13 protein-coding genes are annotated in these 14924 nt (G+C 72.7%); 5 read left to right on the plus strand and 8 right to left on the minus strand.

Annotated elements, in window-relative coordinates; translation table 11 throughout:
• Positions 1 to 225 precede the first annotated feature (225 nt).
• Together MMA15_RS24455 and MMA15_RS24460 are read right to left on the minus strand one after the other, a co-directional pair.
• Entirely contained in the window at positions 226 to 624 is a 399-nt protein-coding gene (locus MMA15_RS24455; RefSeq protein ID WP_241063444.1) for a DUF2795 domain-containing protein, read from the minus strand.
• The gene (locus tag MMA15_RS24460; protein WP_241062334.1) at positions 608 to 1837 is read right to left on the minus strand and encodes a baeRF2 domain-containing protein; all 1230 of its coding nucleotides are present in this window, start codon (positions 1835 to 1837) and stop codon (positions 608 to 610) included. The genes MMA15_RS24455 and MMA15_RS24460 overlap by 17 nt, the downstream gene beginning before the upstream one ends.
• 128 nt (positions 1838 to 1965) lie before the next feature.
• Here MMA15_RS24460 and MMA15_RS24465 point away from each other — a divergent pair, with 128 nt between their 5' ends.
• Positions 1966 to 2187, plus strand: a complete 222-nt coding sequence (locus MMA15_RS24465) for a DUF6158 family protein (protein WP_241062335.1) — start codon at positions 1966 to 1968, stop codon at positions 2185 to 2187.
• A 125-nt stretch (positions 2188 to 2312) separates the two neighbouring features.
• Here MMA15_RS24465 and MMA15_RS24470 read toward each other — a convergent pair whose 3' ends face one another.
• Genes MMA15_RS24470 through MMA15_RS24480 form a run of 3 tightly spaced genes read right to left on the minus strand, consistent with a single transcriptional unit; the run spans position 2313 to position 6764 of the window.
• Positions 2313 to 2972, minus strand: a complete 660-nt coding sequence (locus MMA15_RS24470; protein ID WP_308290586.1) for a diguanylate cyclase — start codon at positions 2970 to 2972, stop codon at positions 2313 to 2315.
• Positions 2956 to 4677, minus strand: coding sequence for an aminotransferase class I/II-fold pyridoxal phosphate-dependent enzyme (locus tag MMA15_RS24475; RefSeq protein ID WP_277400534.1), 1722 nt, complete (start codon positions 4675 to 4677; stop codon positions 2956 to 2958). The genes MMA15_RS24470 and MMA15_RS24475 overlap by 17 nt, the downstream gene beginning before the upstream one ends.
• Entirely contained in the window at positions 4677 to 6764 is a 2088-nt protein-coding gene (locus MMA15_RS24480; protein ID WP_372498297.1) for a thiamine pyrophosphate-requiring protein, read from the minus strand. The genes MMA15_RS24475 and MMA15_RS24480 overlap by 1 nt, the downstream gene beginning before the upstream one ends.
• A 633-nt stretch (positions 6765 to 7397) precedes the next feature.
• Between MMA15_RS24480 and MMA15_RS24485 the strand changes: the two genes are divergently transcribed.
• Positions 7398 to 8285: a SigB/SigF/SigG family RNA polymerase sigma factor gene (locus MMA15_RS24485; protein ID WP_241062336.1), complete on the plus strand. Its 888-nt coding sequence runs from the start codon at positions 7398 to 7400 to the stop codon at positions 8283 to 8285.
• Positions 8286 to 8301: 16 nt separating this feature from the next.
• Here MMA15_RS24485 and MMA15_RS24490 read toward each other — a convergent pair whose 3' ends face one another.
• Complete coding sequence (locus tag MMA15_RS24490; protein ID WP_241062337.1) at positions 8302 to 9618, minus strand: PAS domain-containing protein; 1317 nt, start codon at positions 9616 to 9618, stop codon at positions 8302 to 8304.
• A gap of 130 nt (positions 9619 to 9748) precedes the next feature.
• Here MMA15_RS24490 and MMA15_RS24495 point away from each other — a divergent pair, with 130 nt between their 5' ends.
• The 3 genes from MMA15_RS24495 to MMA15_RS24505 all read left to right on the plus strand — a co-directional run bounded on the left by MMA15_RS24495 (position 9749) and on the right by MMA15_RS24505 (position 13153).
• The gene (locus tag MMA15_RS24495) at positions 9749 to 10555 is read left to right on the plus strand and encodes a GAF and ANTAR domain-containing protein (protein WP_241062338.1); all 807 of its coding nucleotides are present in this window, start codon (positions 9749 to 9751) and stop codon (positions 10553 to 10555) included.
• A gap of 193 nt (positions 10556 to 10748) precedes the next feature.
• Positions 10749 to 11858, plus strand: coding sequence for an aminotransferase class I/II-fold pyridoxal phosphate-dependent enzyme (locus MMA15_RS24500; RefSeq protein WP_241062339.1), 1110 nt, complete (start codon positions 10749 to 10751; stop codon positions 11856 to 11858).
• Positions 11855 to 13153, plus strand: coding sequence for an MBL fold metallo-hydrolase (locus MMA15_RS24505; protein WP_372498298.1), 1299 nt, complete (start codon positions 11855 to 11857; stop codon positions 13151 to 13153). The genes MMA15_RS24500 and MMA15_RS24505 overlap by 4 nt, the downstream gene beginning before the upstream one ends.
• A 108-nt stretch (positions 13154 to 13261) precedes the next feature.
• Here the strand turns inward: MMA15_RS24505 and MMA15_RS24510 are convergent, their stop codons facing one another.
• Together MMA15_RS24510 and MMA15_RS24515 are read right to left on the minus strand one after the other, a co-directional pair.
• Entirely contained in the window at positions 13262 to 13861 is a 600-nt protein-coding gene (locus MMA15_RS24510; protein ID WP_241063451.1) for a DedA family protein, read from the minus strand.
• Positions 13862 to 13938: 77 nt separating this feature from the next.
• Positions 13939 to 14712: an MBL fold metallo-hydrolase gene (locus MMA15_RS24515; RefSeq protein ID WP_241063453.1), complete on the minus strand. Its 774-nt coding sequence runs from the start codon at positions 14710 to 14712 to the stop codon at positions 13939 to 13941.
• Between the last annotated feature and the right edge of the window lie 212 nt (positions 14713 to 14924).

Here is a 14924-nt window from a genome sequence, read left to right on the forward strand (position 1 = left end):
CGTAAACCTCGGCCGCCCGCGCCCCGCCGCCGCTCCCGTAGCCGCCGGTCGCACGCTCGCCACCCCCGCATCCGGATTCACAGGGATCTCATCGAGGCCGGTGCACATACGCGCGGAAGCGGGCTCCGCCGCCTCGGAGGCCGGGCGGGACCCGCTTCCCTGGGACGGACGGAACGCAACCGTCCAGGTGGCGCCGGGCTCGCCCCTGAGCCCGGCGCCCGATGCTCACGCCTGCGGCTTGCGCCCCAGCGCGGCCATCACCTCCTGCACGTTCCCGTATGTGTCGCCGCCCTTGGGCAGCTCCCGCACGGTCTCCACCAGGGAGTCCGGCGCGTACTGGTCCATCAGCGTCCGCTTGAGGCCCTCCCGGTCGGCGGGGAAGGCAGCCCGCCCCAGATGGCGCGCCAAATCGGAGCGCAGGGCCTCGGCTTCCGCCTCATCCGGGTCCGCCGCGCCCGGCACCGGGACGGGCCGGTCGGTGACCTCCGGGTCGTCGTCGGCGCCGGGCTCCGGGTCGTCCCACTCCTCGGCCCGTGTGGAGTGCCCGGACCGGATACGGCCCTGCATCTCCCGCTTGGCCTCGTCGTCCCTGTGGACGTTCAACCGGTCACTGCCACGTTGCATGTTGTCCGCCACCGGCTCCACCTCCTTCGGGTGCTCCTTCGTACGGCCAGCGCAGCAGCGCGCCCAGCCCGCCGTCGGGCAGGTCCCGCGGCACGCCCTCCGGCACGTCGGAGTCCCTCACGCACAGCACGTCGGCGCCCGTCGCCGCCGCGGAACGCAGCAGCGCGTCGTCGGCACGCGCCGGCGAGGGCTCCGTGGCGCCCAGATACTGCGGCTCGCTGCGCCGGGCCGCCAACTGGCCGGGCTCGTCGCCCACCCACACGTCCCGGTGCAGGTCCGGCCCCTCGGGACGTACGAGCAGCACGGCGATGCGATGCTCACGTGCGGCCTCCACCAGCGCGGGCACGCCCTCGACGGCGTCGATACGGCCGTCCTCGCTCGGCGCCCGTCCCGCCTGGAAGCGCTCCAGCGCGGTGGCGACCCGCTGCCGCGCATAGTCGGCCCGCGCCCGCGCGATCTCCTCGGCGAGCAGCCTCCGGCCGCCCGCGGTGTTCGCGGCGGGGCCCTCGGGACCGCTGTCGGCACGTACGCCGTGTTCCGCCTGGACGGTACGTTCCCGCAGGTCGGGCGGCAGACGGTCGTACACGGCGTTGCGCTCGCGGGCGTCCCCGGCCAGCACGAGGACCTCGGCGCCGCACTTCTCCCAGCGGACGCGAAGCTCGTCGGCGATCTCGGCGGCGTTCTGCTCCCAGGTGTTCTCCACCGCCGTCTGGAAGTGCCGCTCCGACCAGTCGCCGGTGGGGGTGCGGTGCACCGGCCAGTCGGCGCCGGTGACACGGCCCGCGGCCTGTGCGCCGAGGGACCCCGTCAGCTCGAATTCGGCGCCCTTGCGGTCGATGTAGGCCACCAGGCCCGGGGGATCGGCGGCGGCCAGTTCGATCAGGGGGCCGGTACGGGGAAGCGCCTGCCAGGCGACGAGAGGGCCTCCGCCGGGCGGCGGGGCGGTCAGCTCGACGTCCAGGACGATCTCGCCGTCCGTGGCGAAGACCGCGTGACCGGGCGGTTCCTGCCCTCGAGGGAACGACACGAGCCTGTCGTGCACGGCGCGGCATGTGGCTTCGTCTGCGCCTTCGTCCTTGAGCTGCTCCCGTGCCGACTTCGCGTTGAGCTTCTGGCGGGCGGCGGCGTCCTCGGAGGCCGTCGTCGTGTCGAAGTAGACCGACGCCCAAGGGCCCTGGCGCTCGAAGAGCGGACCGAGGAATCCGAGTTCCATTGATTCCCTCCTTGGATTGCCGAAGCCGGGTACCCGTACGGCCGCGGACCACACGAGGAAACCCGCCCGCACGGGCGTCCTGGCAGGTCCGCCGCGAAGCAGCAGTCAGCGACACCGAGAGGGAACCCATGGGAATCGACCCCCGCGACCTTTCCGACGCGGACCTCCTCAAGGAGCTGGAGACCATCCACCGCACCCGGCACGACACCCTGCTGCACGCGCCGGACGACGCGCTCTCCGCGCACAGCGTCCGTATGACCGAGCTGGAGGCCGAATATCTGCGGCGCCACCCGGACCGCCCGGTCACGCCAGGCCGTACGCGGGAGGGCGCACGCGCCCGGGAGTCATGACGCGGATGCCCGGGAGGCGGAGGGCGTGGGAGGCGGCGCGTCCTCCCACGCCCTCCGCCTCCCGGCTCGGCCTTCTGGGCCGTTCAACGCCCCAGGGAATCAGGGCGGTTGGCTGAGCGGTCGCGCTACGACTCCGCCTCGTCCCGGTGCCCGGCACGCCGTGCGCTCGCTCGCGCACAGCGCATCGACTCCTCCGCGTAGGGAAGCACGACGCACAGGAGCACCCCCGCCGTGATCCCCGCCAGATACGGCCGCGGCAGCGGCCGGCGCCGCGGAATCAGCCGCCAGGCGGTCCTCTCGCCCCGCCCGCCCCGCAGCAGCAGCTCGACCTGGCCGGGGTGCAGGCACATCAGCGACGCCAGCGCCCCGAACGGCAGCGACTCCAGAAAGCTGTGCACATGCTGCTCGACCGGCTTGATCTCGCGGTCGCTGTGGTGCGCGGTCCGTACGTCCCACACGGCGGTCGCCTCGTGGGCGACGGCGGCGGCCGACTGTACGGTCAGCAGCAGCGGATTGACCTCGTACAGCAAGGTCAGTGCGATGGGGAAGCCGATCTCCGACATCATCAGCGAGTGGATCAGGGACTCCCGCGTCCCCGGTGAGTTCTCGATGCGGGTGCGCCGGTGCAGCCACCGGTCGGCCAGTCCGGGCACCAGCCAGGAGGGCAGCAGACCGTACATGAGGTAGCGGACGGTGGCCTCTTCCGTACCGATGCTCGCCGCGCCGCGCGGACCGCGGGGGAGTCCCGGCCCGCGGGCGAGCGAGGCCCTACGCACCCTTCGCACCGCCGCCCGCCTCTCCGCCGGGTCCACCCGGCTCAGCCGTCCCGTCCCGCCGATCTTGCGCCCCGGACGATCCCCGACTCGCCCTCCCCGCCGCGTCGTTGGCGACCACGCGCATCGTGCGCAGCGAAGGGTCCGCCGTGTCGGGCACATACATGGTCGCCTCCACGCCCGTACGCAGGTATTCCACGACCGCTTGCCCGATCCGCTCGCCCGGCACGACCACCGGCACCCCCGGCGGATAGGGGCTGGCGTGCTCGGCCGCGACGCGTCCCACGGCCTCCTCCACGGGCACCTGCTCAACGGGCCCGAAGTACGCGTCGCGCGGCAGCATCACCGATTCGAGCCGCAGCTCCGCCGGTCGGGGCAGACGTACGGCGGCGGGCGGCGGCAGCGCCCCGCGCCGTGAGGAGACGGCGGTGAGCGCCTCCAGCAGCGCCGACGCCGACGCCTCGTCGTCGGCGTGCGTGACGTTGGCGATGACGCGGCGGTGGTCGGCGAGGCCGACGTTGACGCCGAACTCCTCGCGCAGCCTGTCGGCGACGGCATAGCCGCTGGTCTCCAGGCCCGACACGTCGACGACGAGCACGAGGGGATCGTGCTCGAAGGCCGGTCCAGGACCCACCAGCCGGGACGAGAGCGTCTCCAGGCCCGGCAGCGCGCTGATCTCCTGGCGCAGCCCGGCCGCCGACGACAGGGCGCCGTCGAGGAGTTCCTTCCCGTGCTGGACCATCTGCCGTCGCCAGCCGTCCAGCGCGGCGTACATCAGCACGGACGGGCTGGTCGTGCCCAGCAGGTCCTCGCGCAGCTTCAGCACCGTCGGATCGACGAGCGACCCCTGGAGATGGAACACCGAGCCCTGCTCCAGCCCCGCGCCCATCTTGTGCACGCTGGTGACGCACACGTCCGCTCCGGCGTCCATCGCCCAGCTCGGCAGGTCCGGGTGGAACGGCAGATGCGCGCCCCACGCCTCGTCGACGATCAGGGGCCTGCCGCGCTCGTGGCAGACCCCGGCGACACCGTTGATGTCGGCGCAAGTCCCGTACGCGGTGGGGGTGATGAGCACCATGCCCTTGGCGTCCGGCTCGCGGTCGAAGGCGTCCGCGACCTCCTGGGGGCCGGGCGGATGGGCGAGGTGCGCGCCCTCGTCCCAGCGCGGCTCCACCCATACGGGGTCGATGCCCGCCAGCACCAGCCCGGAGACGACCGACTTATGGGCGTTGCGGGCCACCAGCAGCTTCTCGTAGGGCCCGGCGACCGCGAGCATCGCGGACTTGACGGAGAGCGAACTGCCGCACGTCGAGAAGTAGGTGTGCTCGGCGTCGACGGCGTCCGCCATCAACTCCTGTGCCTGGCCCAGCACTTCGTTCGACATGCGCCGGTCGTCGAGTCCGCTCATCGCGAGCACGTCGGAGGCGAAGACGTCGGCACCCAGCACGTCGAGCACCCGGGGGTCGGCGCCCCCGCCCTGTTTATGGCCGGGCGGGGAGAAGTTACGGCCGTGCATGCCGCGCTTGTAGCGGGCGAGGGCGTCGAGGACGGGCGCGCGTGAGTGGTCGAACTCTCGCGGCGCCGAGGCGGTGCCGGTGCCGGGCTCCGCATGCTGCACACCGGTGTGCGCCTTCGTCGTGGTGCGAGCGGTACGGCCACTGCGGGCGGAACGGTCACTGCGGGCGGAACGGTCACTGCGGGCGGTGCGGGCGGACATCACGCTTCCGTGCCCTTGGCCGCCCGCTCGTGCTCGGGCCGATGTCCGCCTCCGCGCCCGCGCTTCTTCCCGGCCTTGGCCTCCCGCCGCGCGTCCTTCCTGGAGTCCTTACGGGAGTCCTTGCGGGAATCCTTGCGGGCGTCCCGGGAGTCCCGCTTCGAATGCTTCCGCCCATGCTTGCCGCCGTCGCGGGCCCCGGGCTCCTCGTCCGTGCTCCCGTCGGGTTTCCCGTCCGGTGCGGAGAGCCTCTCCGCTTCGCGCGGCCTCTCCGACTCCTCGGCGCCGTCGGACGGATGAGGCCGCCCGCCCGGAAGGAAGTCCTGGAGCTTCGCCTTGAAGCCCTGCTTGACCACCGACCTGCGGTCGGTGTCGCCCTTCACGATCGACGCCACGGTCGCCTCGATCTGGTCCCAGTCGGCGTGCGGCGGAATCGGCGGCACGGACGGGTCCGTCATGAACTCGACCAGGGCCGGACCGTCCCCCGCGAGCGCCTGCCGCCAGGCTTCCTCCACGTCCCCCGGCGTCTCGACCCTGATGCCGGTCATGCCGAGCGAGCGTGCGAACGCCGCGTAGGAGACGTCCGGCAGGGACTGCGACGGCACGAACTGCGGCGAGCCGCTCATCGCCCGCATCTCCCAAGTGACCTGATTGAGGTCGCGGTTGTTCCACACCCCGATCACGAATCGCGGATCGTCCCAGGACATCCGGTACTTGGCGAGCGTGACGAGTTCGGCGAGGCCGTTCATCTGCATCGCGCCGTCGCCGACGAGTGCGATCACCGGCCGGTCCGGGTGGGCGAACTTCGCGCCGATCGCATAGGGGACGGCGCAGCCCATCGTCGCCAGCGTGCCCGACAGCGAACCGCGCATGGTGCCGCGCATCGTCAGGTGCCGCGCGTACCAGTTGGTCGCGGAACCCGAGTCGGCGGTGATGATCGCGTCGTCGGGAAGCAGCGGATCGAGGCAGTGCGCGACGTACTCGGGGTTCACGGGGTCCGCGCTCACCTCGGCGCGGCGCTTCATGATCTCCTTCCACCGGTCGACGGAGGCCGCCAACTCCTCCTGCCACTCCGTGCCTTCGTCCTTCTGACGGAGCTTGGGCAGCAGCCGCCGCAGCGTGGACGCGGCGTCGCCGATGAGGTTCACCTCGTACGGGTAGCGCATCCCCGCCATATGCGGGTCCAGGTCGATCTGCACGGCCCGCGCCTTGCCGTACGGCGGCAGGAACTGGCTGTAGGGCAGGCTCGATCCGATGGTGAGGAACGTGTCGCAGTCGCGCATCATCTCGTAGCTGGGGCGGCTGCCCAGCAGCCCGATCGGGCCCGTGACATACGGCAGGGTGTCCGGCAGGACGTCCATCCCGAGCAGCGCCTTCGCCACCCCGGCCTGAAGCTTCCCGGCGGTCTGCTCCACCTCGGTGCGGGCGCCGCGTGCGCCCTGCCCGGCCAGAATGGCCACCTTCTTACCGGAGTTGAGGATCTCGGCGGCGTGGTCGAGTGCCCCCTCGGACGGTTCGGTGTGCCATCCGCTGCTGCCGAGACTGGAGGGCACCATCTTGAACTCGTGGCCGGGCGCCCGGTATTCGAGCTCCTGCACATCGGAGTGGACGATGACCGCGGTGGGTGCCCGCCGCGCGTATGCGGTGCGGACGGCGCGGTCCAGCACGTTGGGCAACTGCTCGGGGACCGTCACCGTCTCCAGGAACTCCGAGGCGACGTCCTTGAAAAGCGAATGCAGGTCGATCTCCTGCTGATACGAGCCGCCCATCGCGGAACGCGCCGTCTGGCCGACGACCGCCACCACCGGCACATGGTCGAGCTTGGCGTCGTAGAGCCCGTTGAGCAGATGGACCGCGCCCGGACCCGACGTCGCGGTGCAAACGCCCAGCGTGCCGCGGAACTTGGCGTAGCCGACAGCCTCGAAGGCCGCCATCTCCTCGTGCCGCGCCTGTACGAAGCGCGGCTCGTTCTGCGCACGTTCCCAGGCGGCGAGCAGGCCGTTGATGCCGTCGCCGGGATAGCCGAAGACGTGCTCGACGCCCCACTCACGCAGCCTGCGCAGAATGTAGTCGGAAACCTTCTCGGACATGGAGTGCGCTCCTCTCCGCTGCCGGCGGGCGCCCGGCCGGTGCACGGCCCGATGCCGCGGCCGGAACTGCGGGCCGCCGTGGCCGGACCCGCCCGCCGGTGTCGGACGGCGTCGGACGAGGCGCCCGCGCAGCCTCGCGGGCCGCGAGGTACGGGCGGCACGCGGGATGCGCGGGGCAGCCGCACGTCGACGCCGTCGGGGTGGCCATGGGCCCCCGGGTTACCGGCCGGACGGGCAGGAAACCCGGCGCCACCGGGACGCTCCGCATCGTGATCGGGCCCCAGACCCCAGGCCCCAGACCCCTGACCTCGGACCCGGACCCCAGACCCCGGACCGCGCCCGGACCCGGCCGCGGCTTCGGCCCGGCCTCTCGCCCCTGCGCCGCCTCTCGCCACGGCTCGCGCCGCAGCGCCCCCGCCCCCATGTGTCCCAAGCCTCAGCGACTGAGCGGGCGTTGACGTTTGCTGCCCGGAGGCTCGGGCATTCGGTGGGTCGAGTGCTTCGGCAAGAAGGCACAGCCGCGGGAGTGGGACGTGTGTGTCCGCTCGGGCCTTGGTTTTGGGGTCTGTTTCCGCTTGTGCCTCTCCTGCGGTGTTGCTGTTCGGCAGCCGTCGTTGGGGAGGTTGAGCGTTGATGGTGTCTTCTGTGGTTTCCGGTGGTGCGCGTCATTCGCATGATGATGCGCCGGATACTGCTGCTGAATTCCGTCGGATCGCGTCGTTGCCTGAGGGGCGTGAGAAGGAGGAGTTGCGGCAGGAGGTGGTGCGGGCGTGGATGCCGATGGCGGAGCGGTTGGCGTTGCGTTTCCGTAATCGGGGGGAGTCTTTGGAGGATCTGCGTCAGGTGGCGGCGTTGGGTCTGGTGAAGGCGGTGGGTCGTTTCGATCCGGGGCGGGGGTGTGCGTTTGAGAGTTTTGCGGTGCCGACGATCGTGGGGGAGGTCAAGCGGCATTTCCGGGATCATATGTGGGGGGTGCATGTGCCGCGGCGGGTGCAGGAGTTGCGGAATCGGGTGCGGTCGGCGCGGCGTGAGTTGGCTCTGGTGTCGGGTGAGCGTGGTCCGTCGGTGGGTGAGATCGCGGAGTTCTGCGGGTTGTCGGAGGAGGATGTGCTGGTGGGGTTGGAGGCGTTGGAGAGTTTCAGCACGTTGTCCTTGGATGCTGAGTTGCCGGGGTCGGATGACGGGTATTCGCTGGTGGATACGTTGGGGTGTGGTGAGCCGGGGTTTGACCGGGTGGTGTATCGGGAGTCGGTGGCGCCGAGGTTGCGGCGGTTGCCGGAGCGTGAGCGGCGGATTCTGTATTTGCGGTTCTTCTGCGATATGACGCAGACGAAGATCGCGGATCGGCTGGGGATTTCGCAGATGCATGTGTCGCGGTTGATCAGCCGTACGTGTGAGCGGCTTCAGCGGGAAGTCGATGCGGATCTCGCGCGGGAAGACAGCCAAGACAGCCAAGACAGCCAGGCCGGTCAAGCCGGCGCCGAGCGGGAACACCACAGCAGCAGGCTCGCCGCCGCATGACCCACCGCTCCCGGCGTCAGCTCCCCATCGCCAGCGCGATGTGCCGTGCGATGCGCTGAACGGCCCCGGCCTCCGAGAGTTCGAAGACCCGCCCTCGGCCCGTACGGAAGAGCGTCAGAACCCCGCATGTGCGGCCCTGACCTCCGGCGCCGCCGTCGCCCCCGTCACCTTCGGCGCCGTACGCGCCGGGGCGCCGCCCCGTCGAGAGCGGTACGCAGATCAGCGAGCCGACCCCGGCACGTATGAGCACCGCCGAGCCGCCTTCGTCGAAACCGAAGGCCTCCAAGTCGTCGGCACGTGCCTGGAGAGCGGCCGTACCGTTCTCCACGGCGTCCTTCACCAGCGGGGCCGAGCGAGGGTCCTGCCGCATGATCGCCTCGCGGACCCTCTCGTCGGGGCCGAGCACCACCGCCCTGCCCAGCGCGTCCCGGTCGCCGAGGTCGACGACGACCCAGTCGGCGAAGCGCTGATGGAGCACCGAGGCGGCGCGTGCGGCCACGGCCTCCGGCGCGCGCTCTGAGGTGAGCAGCGCGGAGGTCATGTCGTCGACGAGATCGAGGAGTTCGGAGTGCCGGGACATCTCGTCAAGGTCGGGGGCGGCTGTCGTGTCCGGCTCCGCCGGAGGCACGTCGGCGGTGTACCCCTCCGGGCTCGCCACCACGGGCTGGAAGACGGCGAGGACACCGCTGCGTGCGTCCTGCGGAGCGGACAGTGCGGTGAGGGTGACACGGAGGTCCATGTGAGGTGAACCCCCGGTGTCCGCTCCGCCCGGACCGTTGCCGCCGCTCCCGTCGTTCCTGCCCTTCCCGCCGTCCGGGTCGCTCCCGCCGTCGCGGCCGTTTCCGGTGCCGCGCCCGCCCGGGGCCGCGTCCGGGTGGAGCAGCCGCACCCGCAGGCTGCGTGCGCCCTCGCCCCGGGCCACGGCCGCGACCTGCGTACGGAGCACGGGCCGCCCCTCGTGCGTCAGCGAGCCCGTGAGCGAACGCCCCGCCGCGTACCCGGCGCGTACACCGAAGAGCTGCGTCGCCGCGAGGTTCAGCCGCCGTACGACCGCGTCCTTGTCGAGCACCACGACGGGCACGGGAAGCCGGTGGAAGAGGGAGCGCAGAAGCTGCTGCTCCTGTCCGTCGCTGCGGGTGCCGCTGCGGCGTCCTGCCGCCATCAGCTCCTCGTAGCGGGGCCACAGCACCTCGGCGACATGCCGCAGCTCGATGAGCGCGGCGTCGAGCGAGAGCAGCCGCTCGCCGTCAGGGAGGGAACGGGCGGCCAGAAGCTCCTCGACTCGTCTGCGGAAATCGGCGAGTTCGGCACCGAAGCCCTCTACATCGGTCATGGGAAGCAAACCTAGCGGGCGCCGCTGGTCAGGGAAGCGTCAGGGCATCGTCGCGCTACATTCACCAACTCCGCCTGTTCTGTGCACATCCGGCCGTTTCCCGCCACTGTTCACGGGCAGCCGAACGCGTGTGGAGAACCCGCGATCGCCTGGCCCCCTCGACGCCTCACTCGACAGTTCTCTCGCCGTGAGGGTCCCTTCGCTGCTGCCCCCGGAGAACGTGGACGAGCGCGGCGGCGAGATCTCCGTGACCCGTGGCTGCACCGAACTCGCGGAGCGCGCCTTGGCCGGTACGCGCGGAAGCTGCGCGGCGGCGGTCACGCTCACCGACGCGGCGGGCGGCCGGCTCGCCGAGTCGCCGGAGGGCCCGGCGGCCGCGGTGACGCACCCCGATGTGTCCGGGCTCGTCGCCGTGCAGTGGGAGTACGAGGAGGGGCCCGTGCCCGCCGCGCTCGCGAGCGGGCGGCCCGTGACCGTGAGCGACGTGCTGTCCGAGACACGCTGGCCCCGCTTCCGTGCCATGTCGCTCCAGCGGGGTCTGCGTGCCTGCGCGACGCTTCCGTACCGGCACGAGGGCACCGTGCTGACGGTCAGCCTCTACGCGTTCCGCCCGCACGGCCTGGCGGGCGTGGACGAGCGCAAGGGCGCCGAACTGGCGGAGCTGGCGGCCGGGGTGCTGGGCCGTGACCGCCGCTACCGGAAGGCGCTCGTCGAGGTCGAGCAGCTCAACTCGGCGCTGCGCTCGCGGCCCGTGGTGGACCAGGCGTGCGGGATCGTCATGGGCCGGGAGGGCTGTGACGCGGAGGAGGCGTTCGGTCTGCTGCGTACGCTCTCCCAGCGCACCAACCGCAGACTGGCCGAGCTGGCCGAGGCGATCGTGCGCAACCGGGGCCGGGGCGTCGAGGAGCACTTGGGGAAGCTGAGGCGCTCGCGCTGAGCGCACACGGGGCGCCACGGCACGGCCCCGACCCTGCCCCCGGTGGTCCGCCCCGCTGCGTCTGGCGACCACGGTTCGTCGCGCGCCGACCTCGCGATGTCTGCGAAGGTGGATTCGTTGTGCGTTGTCCGATTTGACGTGACCGCCCGCTGCTGACGCACGGCGGTGGCGTCACGACGGCGGAGGCGTGGCGATGGACGGCAGTGAGGACCACCGGCAGGGCCGCTCCGCCACCGCCGTCGCCGCCTGCGGTTACTGGCACCGCCGGGGCATCGTCACCCGCCCCGAACAGGTACTCGCCGCTCCCAGCCCGGCGCTGCTGCTCTTCGCCGTACTGGCCACGACCGGCTGCGGCGCGGTGCTGACCCCCAGGCCTTGCGAGGGCTGGTACGCGCCACAGGCCGAGCTGCTGAACCGCCCGCTGCACACCGTCCCCGTACCGGCCGAGTGCGGGGGAGTGCCCGATCCCGTCGCGCTGCGCGAGACCGTGCGCCGCGTAAGGGGCGACGGTCACGATCCGCGGGTGCTGGTGCTCTCCGTCGCCGACGACTGCACCGGCACCGCGGCGCCCCCGGAACTGCTGCACGAGGTGATCGAGGTCGCGGGCGACGAGCGGCTGCTCGTGGTCAGCGACGAGACCTGGCGCGAGACCTCGCACGCACCGCACAGCACGGTCGTCGTGAGCCCCGCCGAGATGATCCACGGCGGACGCGAGAGCGACGCGGTCGTCGTGCTCACCGGGCTCGGCGAGACGCTGCCCGCCCGCGTCCCCGCCGCCGGGGTGGCCCGCTTCCCGGACAGCGGGCGCGGACGGGGGCTCGCCGAGTCCGTACGGCAGGTGCTGAAGGTGCTGCGTACCGGGCTGAGCGGCCCGGACGACGCCGCCGTCGCCGACGCGCTCACCGAGCCCCCGGCGCTCCGCAAGCGACGAGCGGACACGGCACGTGCGTACGGGGCGGTGCTGAAGGACCTGCACCGCGTCGTCACCGGTGCCGGGGTGCTGTGCCGTCCGCCGAGGGTGGGGCGGCATCTGTACGCCGACTTCGAGCCGGTGCGCGCCCGTCTCGGCGCACGCGGCATCGGCGACTCGCTGGGTCTGGAGGCCGAGCTGGTGCGGATGTTCGGCCCGTACGCGTGCGGCGGGCACCGCTTCGGCGACGACCCGAAGGCCCTGCGGGTGCGGCTGTCCGGCGGTCTCCTGACGGGCTCCCTCACGTGTGCGCCTCCGGCATCGCCCGCGGACAGCCGGGTACTGGAATCGGTGCAATCTGCCCTTACCGAACTGACGGCCCTCCGGGGGTGACTGTGGAACCGGACCGGACGCTCACCGCTCAGGACACGGACAAAGCAGGCAAGGCGGAGGCGGAGGAGGAATCGGCGGCGGACACGAAGCCCGCGTCGAGAGCGACGGCCGTCACCCATGCCGCAGCCGTTCCCGATGCCGCGGCCGTTCCCGATGCGGCGGGCCTCGGTGCGCGGCCGGGAGCCCGGGCCGCCGCCGGCCCCGATGCGCGGGCCCGCGTCCTCGCCCCCGTCGAACTCCCGCCCGCCGAGCCCGAATCGGGGCCGCTACCCGCTGCCGAGTCTCCGCCCGTGCCGCCGCCGGTGCTGCACCCCGTAGGCGCCAAGCGCTTCTGGCCGCGTAGCTTCGCCCACCGCCTCACCGCGCCGCTCCCCGACGTACGGGCGCTCCTGCGCGTCGCACGCGAGGGCTCGCTGCGCCCGGCACCCGGGACGCTCGGCGACGTCGCGCGCCTCCCCTGCGAACCGGGCCCGCTGCCCGAGCCACGCCCCGGAGAGACGGCCGTCACCTGGGCGGGGCACGCCAGTTGGGTCCTGCGCCTCGGTGGGCTGACCGTGCTGACGGACCCCGTCTGGTCGCGCCGCATCCTCGGCACCCCGCCCCGTGTCACGCCTCCCGGAGTCGCCTGGGACGATCTGCCCCCGGTAGACGCCGTGGTCATCTCGCACAACCACTACGACCACCTCGACGCCCCCACGCTCCGCAGGCTGCCGCGCCGTACACGCCTGTTCGTACCCGCCGGGCTCGGACGCTGGTGCCGCAGGCGGGGCTTCACCCGCGTCACGGAGCTGGACTGGTGGGAGGCGGCGGAGCTGCCCTCGGGCGACGGCCGCCGCGTCCGCTTCGAGTTCGTGCCCGCGCACCACTGGTCACGAAGGACGCTGTGGGACACGTGCCGTTCGCTGTGGGGCGGATGGGTGCTCACCTGTGTCGGCAGCGGGCCTCGACTGCCGCAGCAGCGCGTCTACTTCGCGGGCGACACGGGCTACGGCCACTGGTTCTCCGAGATCGGCCGCCGCTGCCCCGGCATCGATGTGGCGCTGCTGCCGGTCGGCGCGTACGAGCCGCGCTGGATGCTGAAGCCCGTGCACACCTCTCCCGAGGAGGCGGTGCGCGCCTGCCGGGACGTGGGTGCGCGCGTGATGGCGCCCATGCACTACGGGACGTTCCTGCTCTCGGCGGAGCCGCCGATGCAGCCGCTGGAGCGGGTGAGGGCGGCGTGGGCGGCGGCGGGGCGGCCGCGCGCCGATCTGTGGGACCTTCCGGTGGGGGCGTCGCGCGTACTGGGCCGCTGAGCGCTCATCCGGACGGTCCGTGAGGCCGGAGGCACCGGAGACCGAAGCCGGCGGATCACGGCGGGAGTCGGGAGACCCCGGGGGAGAGCGACCGGGGGAGCCGACCGGTCAGCCGGGGCCGCTGGGCCGCAGCCTGCGCCAGACGGCGGGCGCGGCGCTGATGAGGACGGTGAGGGCGACTGCCGCCACGACGCCCTCCCACGGCTCGGGGAAGAGGGAGCCGCCCAGCAGTCCGATGAGCTGGTAGGTCACCGCCCAGACGAGACATGCGGGCAGATCGCCGCGTACGAACTGCCGGGTGCGCATCCTCCCGAGGAGACAGGCCAGCATCACCGGTATTCGCCCCGCGGGCACGAGCCGCGAGACGACGAGCACGGCGATACCGTGTTCGCGGAGCCTGTCCTGGGCCTGGCCGAGACGCCGGGGCGGCGCGTGCTCCCTCAGCCGCTCCAGCCAGCGCGATCCGCTCTCGGAGTCGACTCCGCGCCTGCCGAGCCAGTACAGGGTGATGTCGCCGAGGAACGCCGCCGCGGCGCCCACCGCGAGCACCGCCGCCAGCGCCGGCGCGGGCGCGCTCTGGTGCAGGGCCACCACCGCCGCGCCGCTGACGAGCGCCCCCGTGGGCACGACCGGCACCAGCGAACCCAGCACCACCAGCAGGAACAGAGACGGATAGGTGACGGCCTGCTGCGTCGACTCCGGAGGCATCGCCGCACCGGCCCCCGCTCCCACACCGGCCCATGCACCGGCTGCCGCACCCGCGGCCTGAAGGAGTCGAGCGGGCATCAGACCACCCCCAGCCGCATGCTCTCGCCGTGCGCCAGCCGGTGGACGGCGACCATGGGTGCCAGTACCCCCGCCTTGCGTACGAACTCGTCGCCGGGAGCGTGGAATTCATGCGGCCGCACCGCGTCCATGCCGATCGGCCAGTACGTGCCGTAGTGCACCGGCACCGCCGTGCGCGGGCGCAGACTCCCGAGGGCACGCGCGGCACGCTCCGCGTCCAGATGCTCCTCGCCGAGCCATGGACCCCAGCCGCCCACGGGCAGCAGTGCCACGTCGATGTCGCCGACCGCGTCCGCCATGCCGTCGAACAGGCCCGTGTCACCGGCGAAGTAGGTACGGGCGGCGCCCTCGACGACGTATCCCAGCGCGGGCGCCCGGTGCGGCCCGTACGGCAGGCGCCTCCCGTCGTGAGCGGCGGGCACCGCACGCACCGTCACGTCCCCGACCGCAAGGCACTCACCGGCGGTCACCTCGTCGAACCGCAGCACCGGTGCCAGCCGCCGCAGCCCCGGCACGGCACGCAGCGCGCCCCGCGGTACCACGACGCGCGTGCCGGGGGCGAGCAGCGCGAGCGACCCGAGGTGGAGATGGTCGGCGTGCAGATGGGACACCAGCACCACGTCGGCGAGCGCGGCGGACGGCGGCGGCAGCGGGCCGCGGCGGCGCCGCAGATGAGCCATGCGCCGCACCAGTAGCGGATCGGTGAGAACCGTCACGCCGGAGTCCCGCACGGTGGCGGTGGCGTGCCCCCACCATGTGACCTCCACCGGCACCCGCTGCTCCTCCCTGCCCATCGGGCCGGACCCTGGGGCCGGTCCGTACGACGCCCGAAAGTCCCCGGTCCGCGCCCAGTCGATCTGCCCCGCGCCCAGTTGATCTGCCCCGCGGCGGCCCGCCCGTACCGGACCGCCGTGCCCGACGCATGACCGACGCGTGCTTCGAGCGTATGCGCCCGGCGCACGGGGACGGGACGGGCGCCGTGCCA

Origin of the sequence: Streptomyces marispadix (genome assembly GCF_022524345.1) — a bacterium.
GTDB lineage: Bacteria > Actinomycetota > Actinomycetes > Streptomycetales > Streptomycetaceae > Streptomyces > Streptomyces marispadix.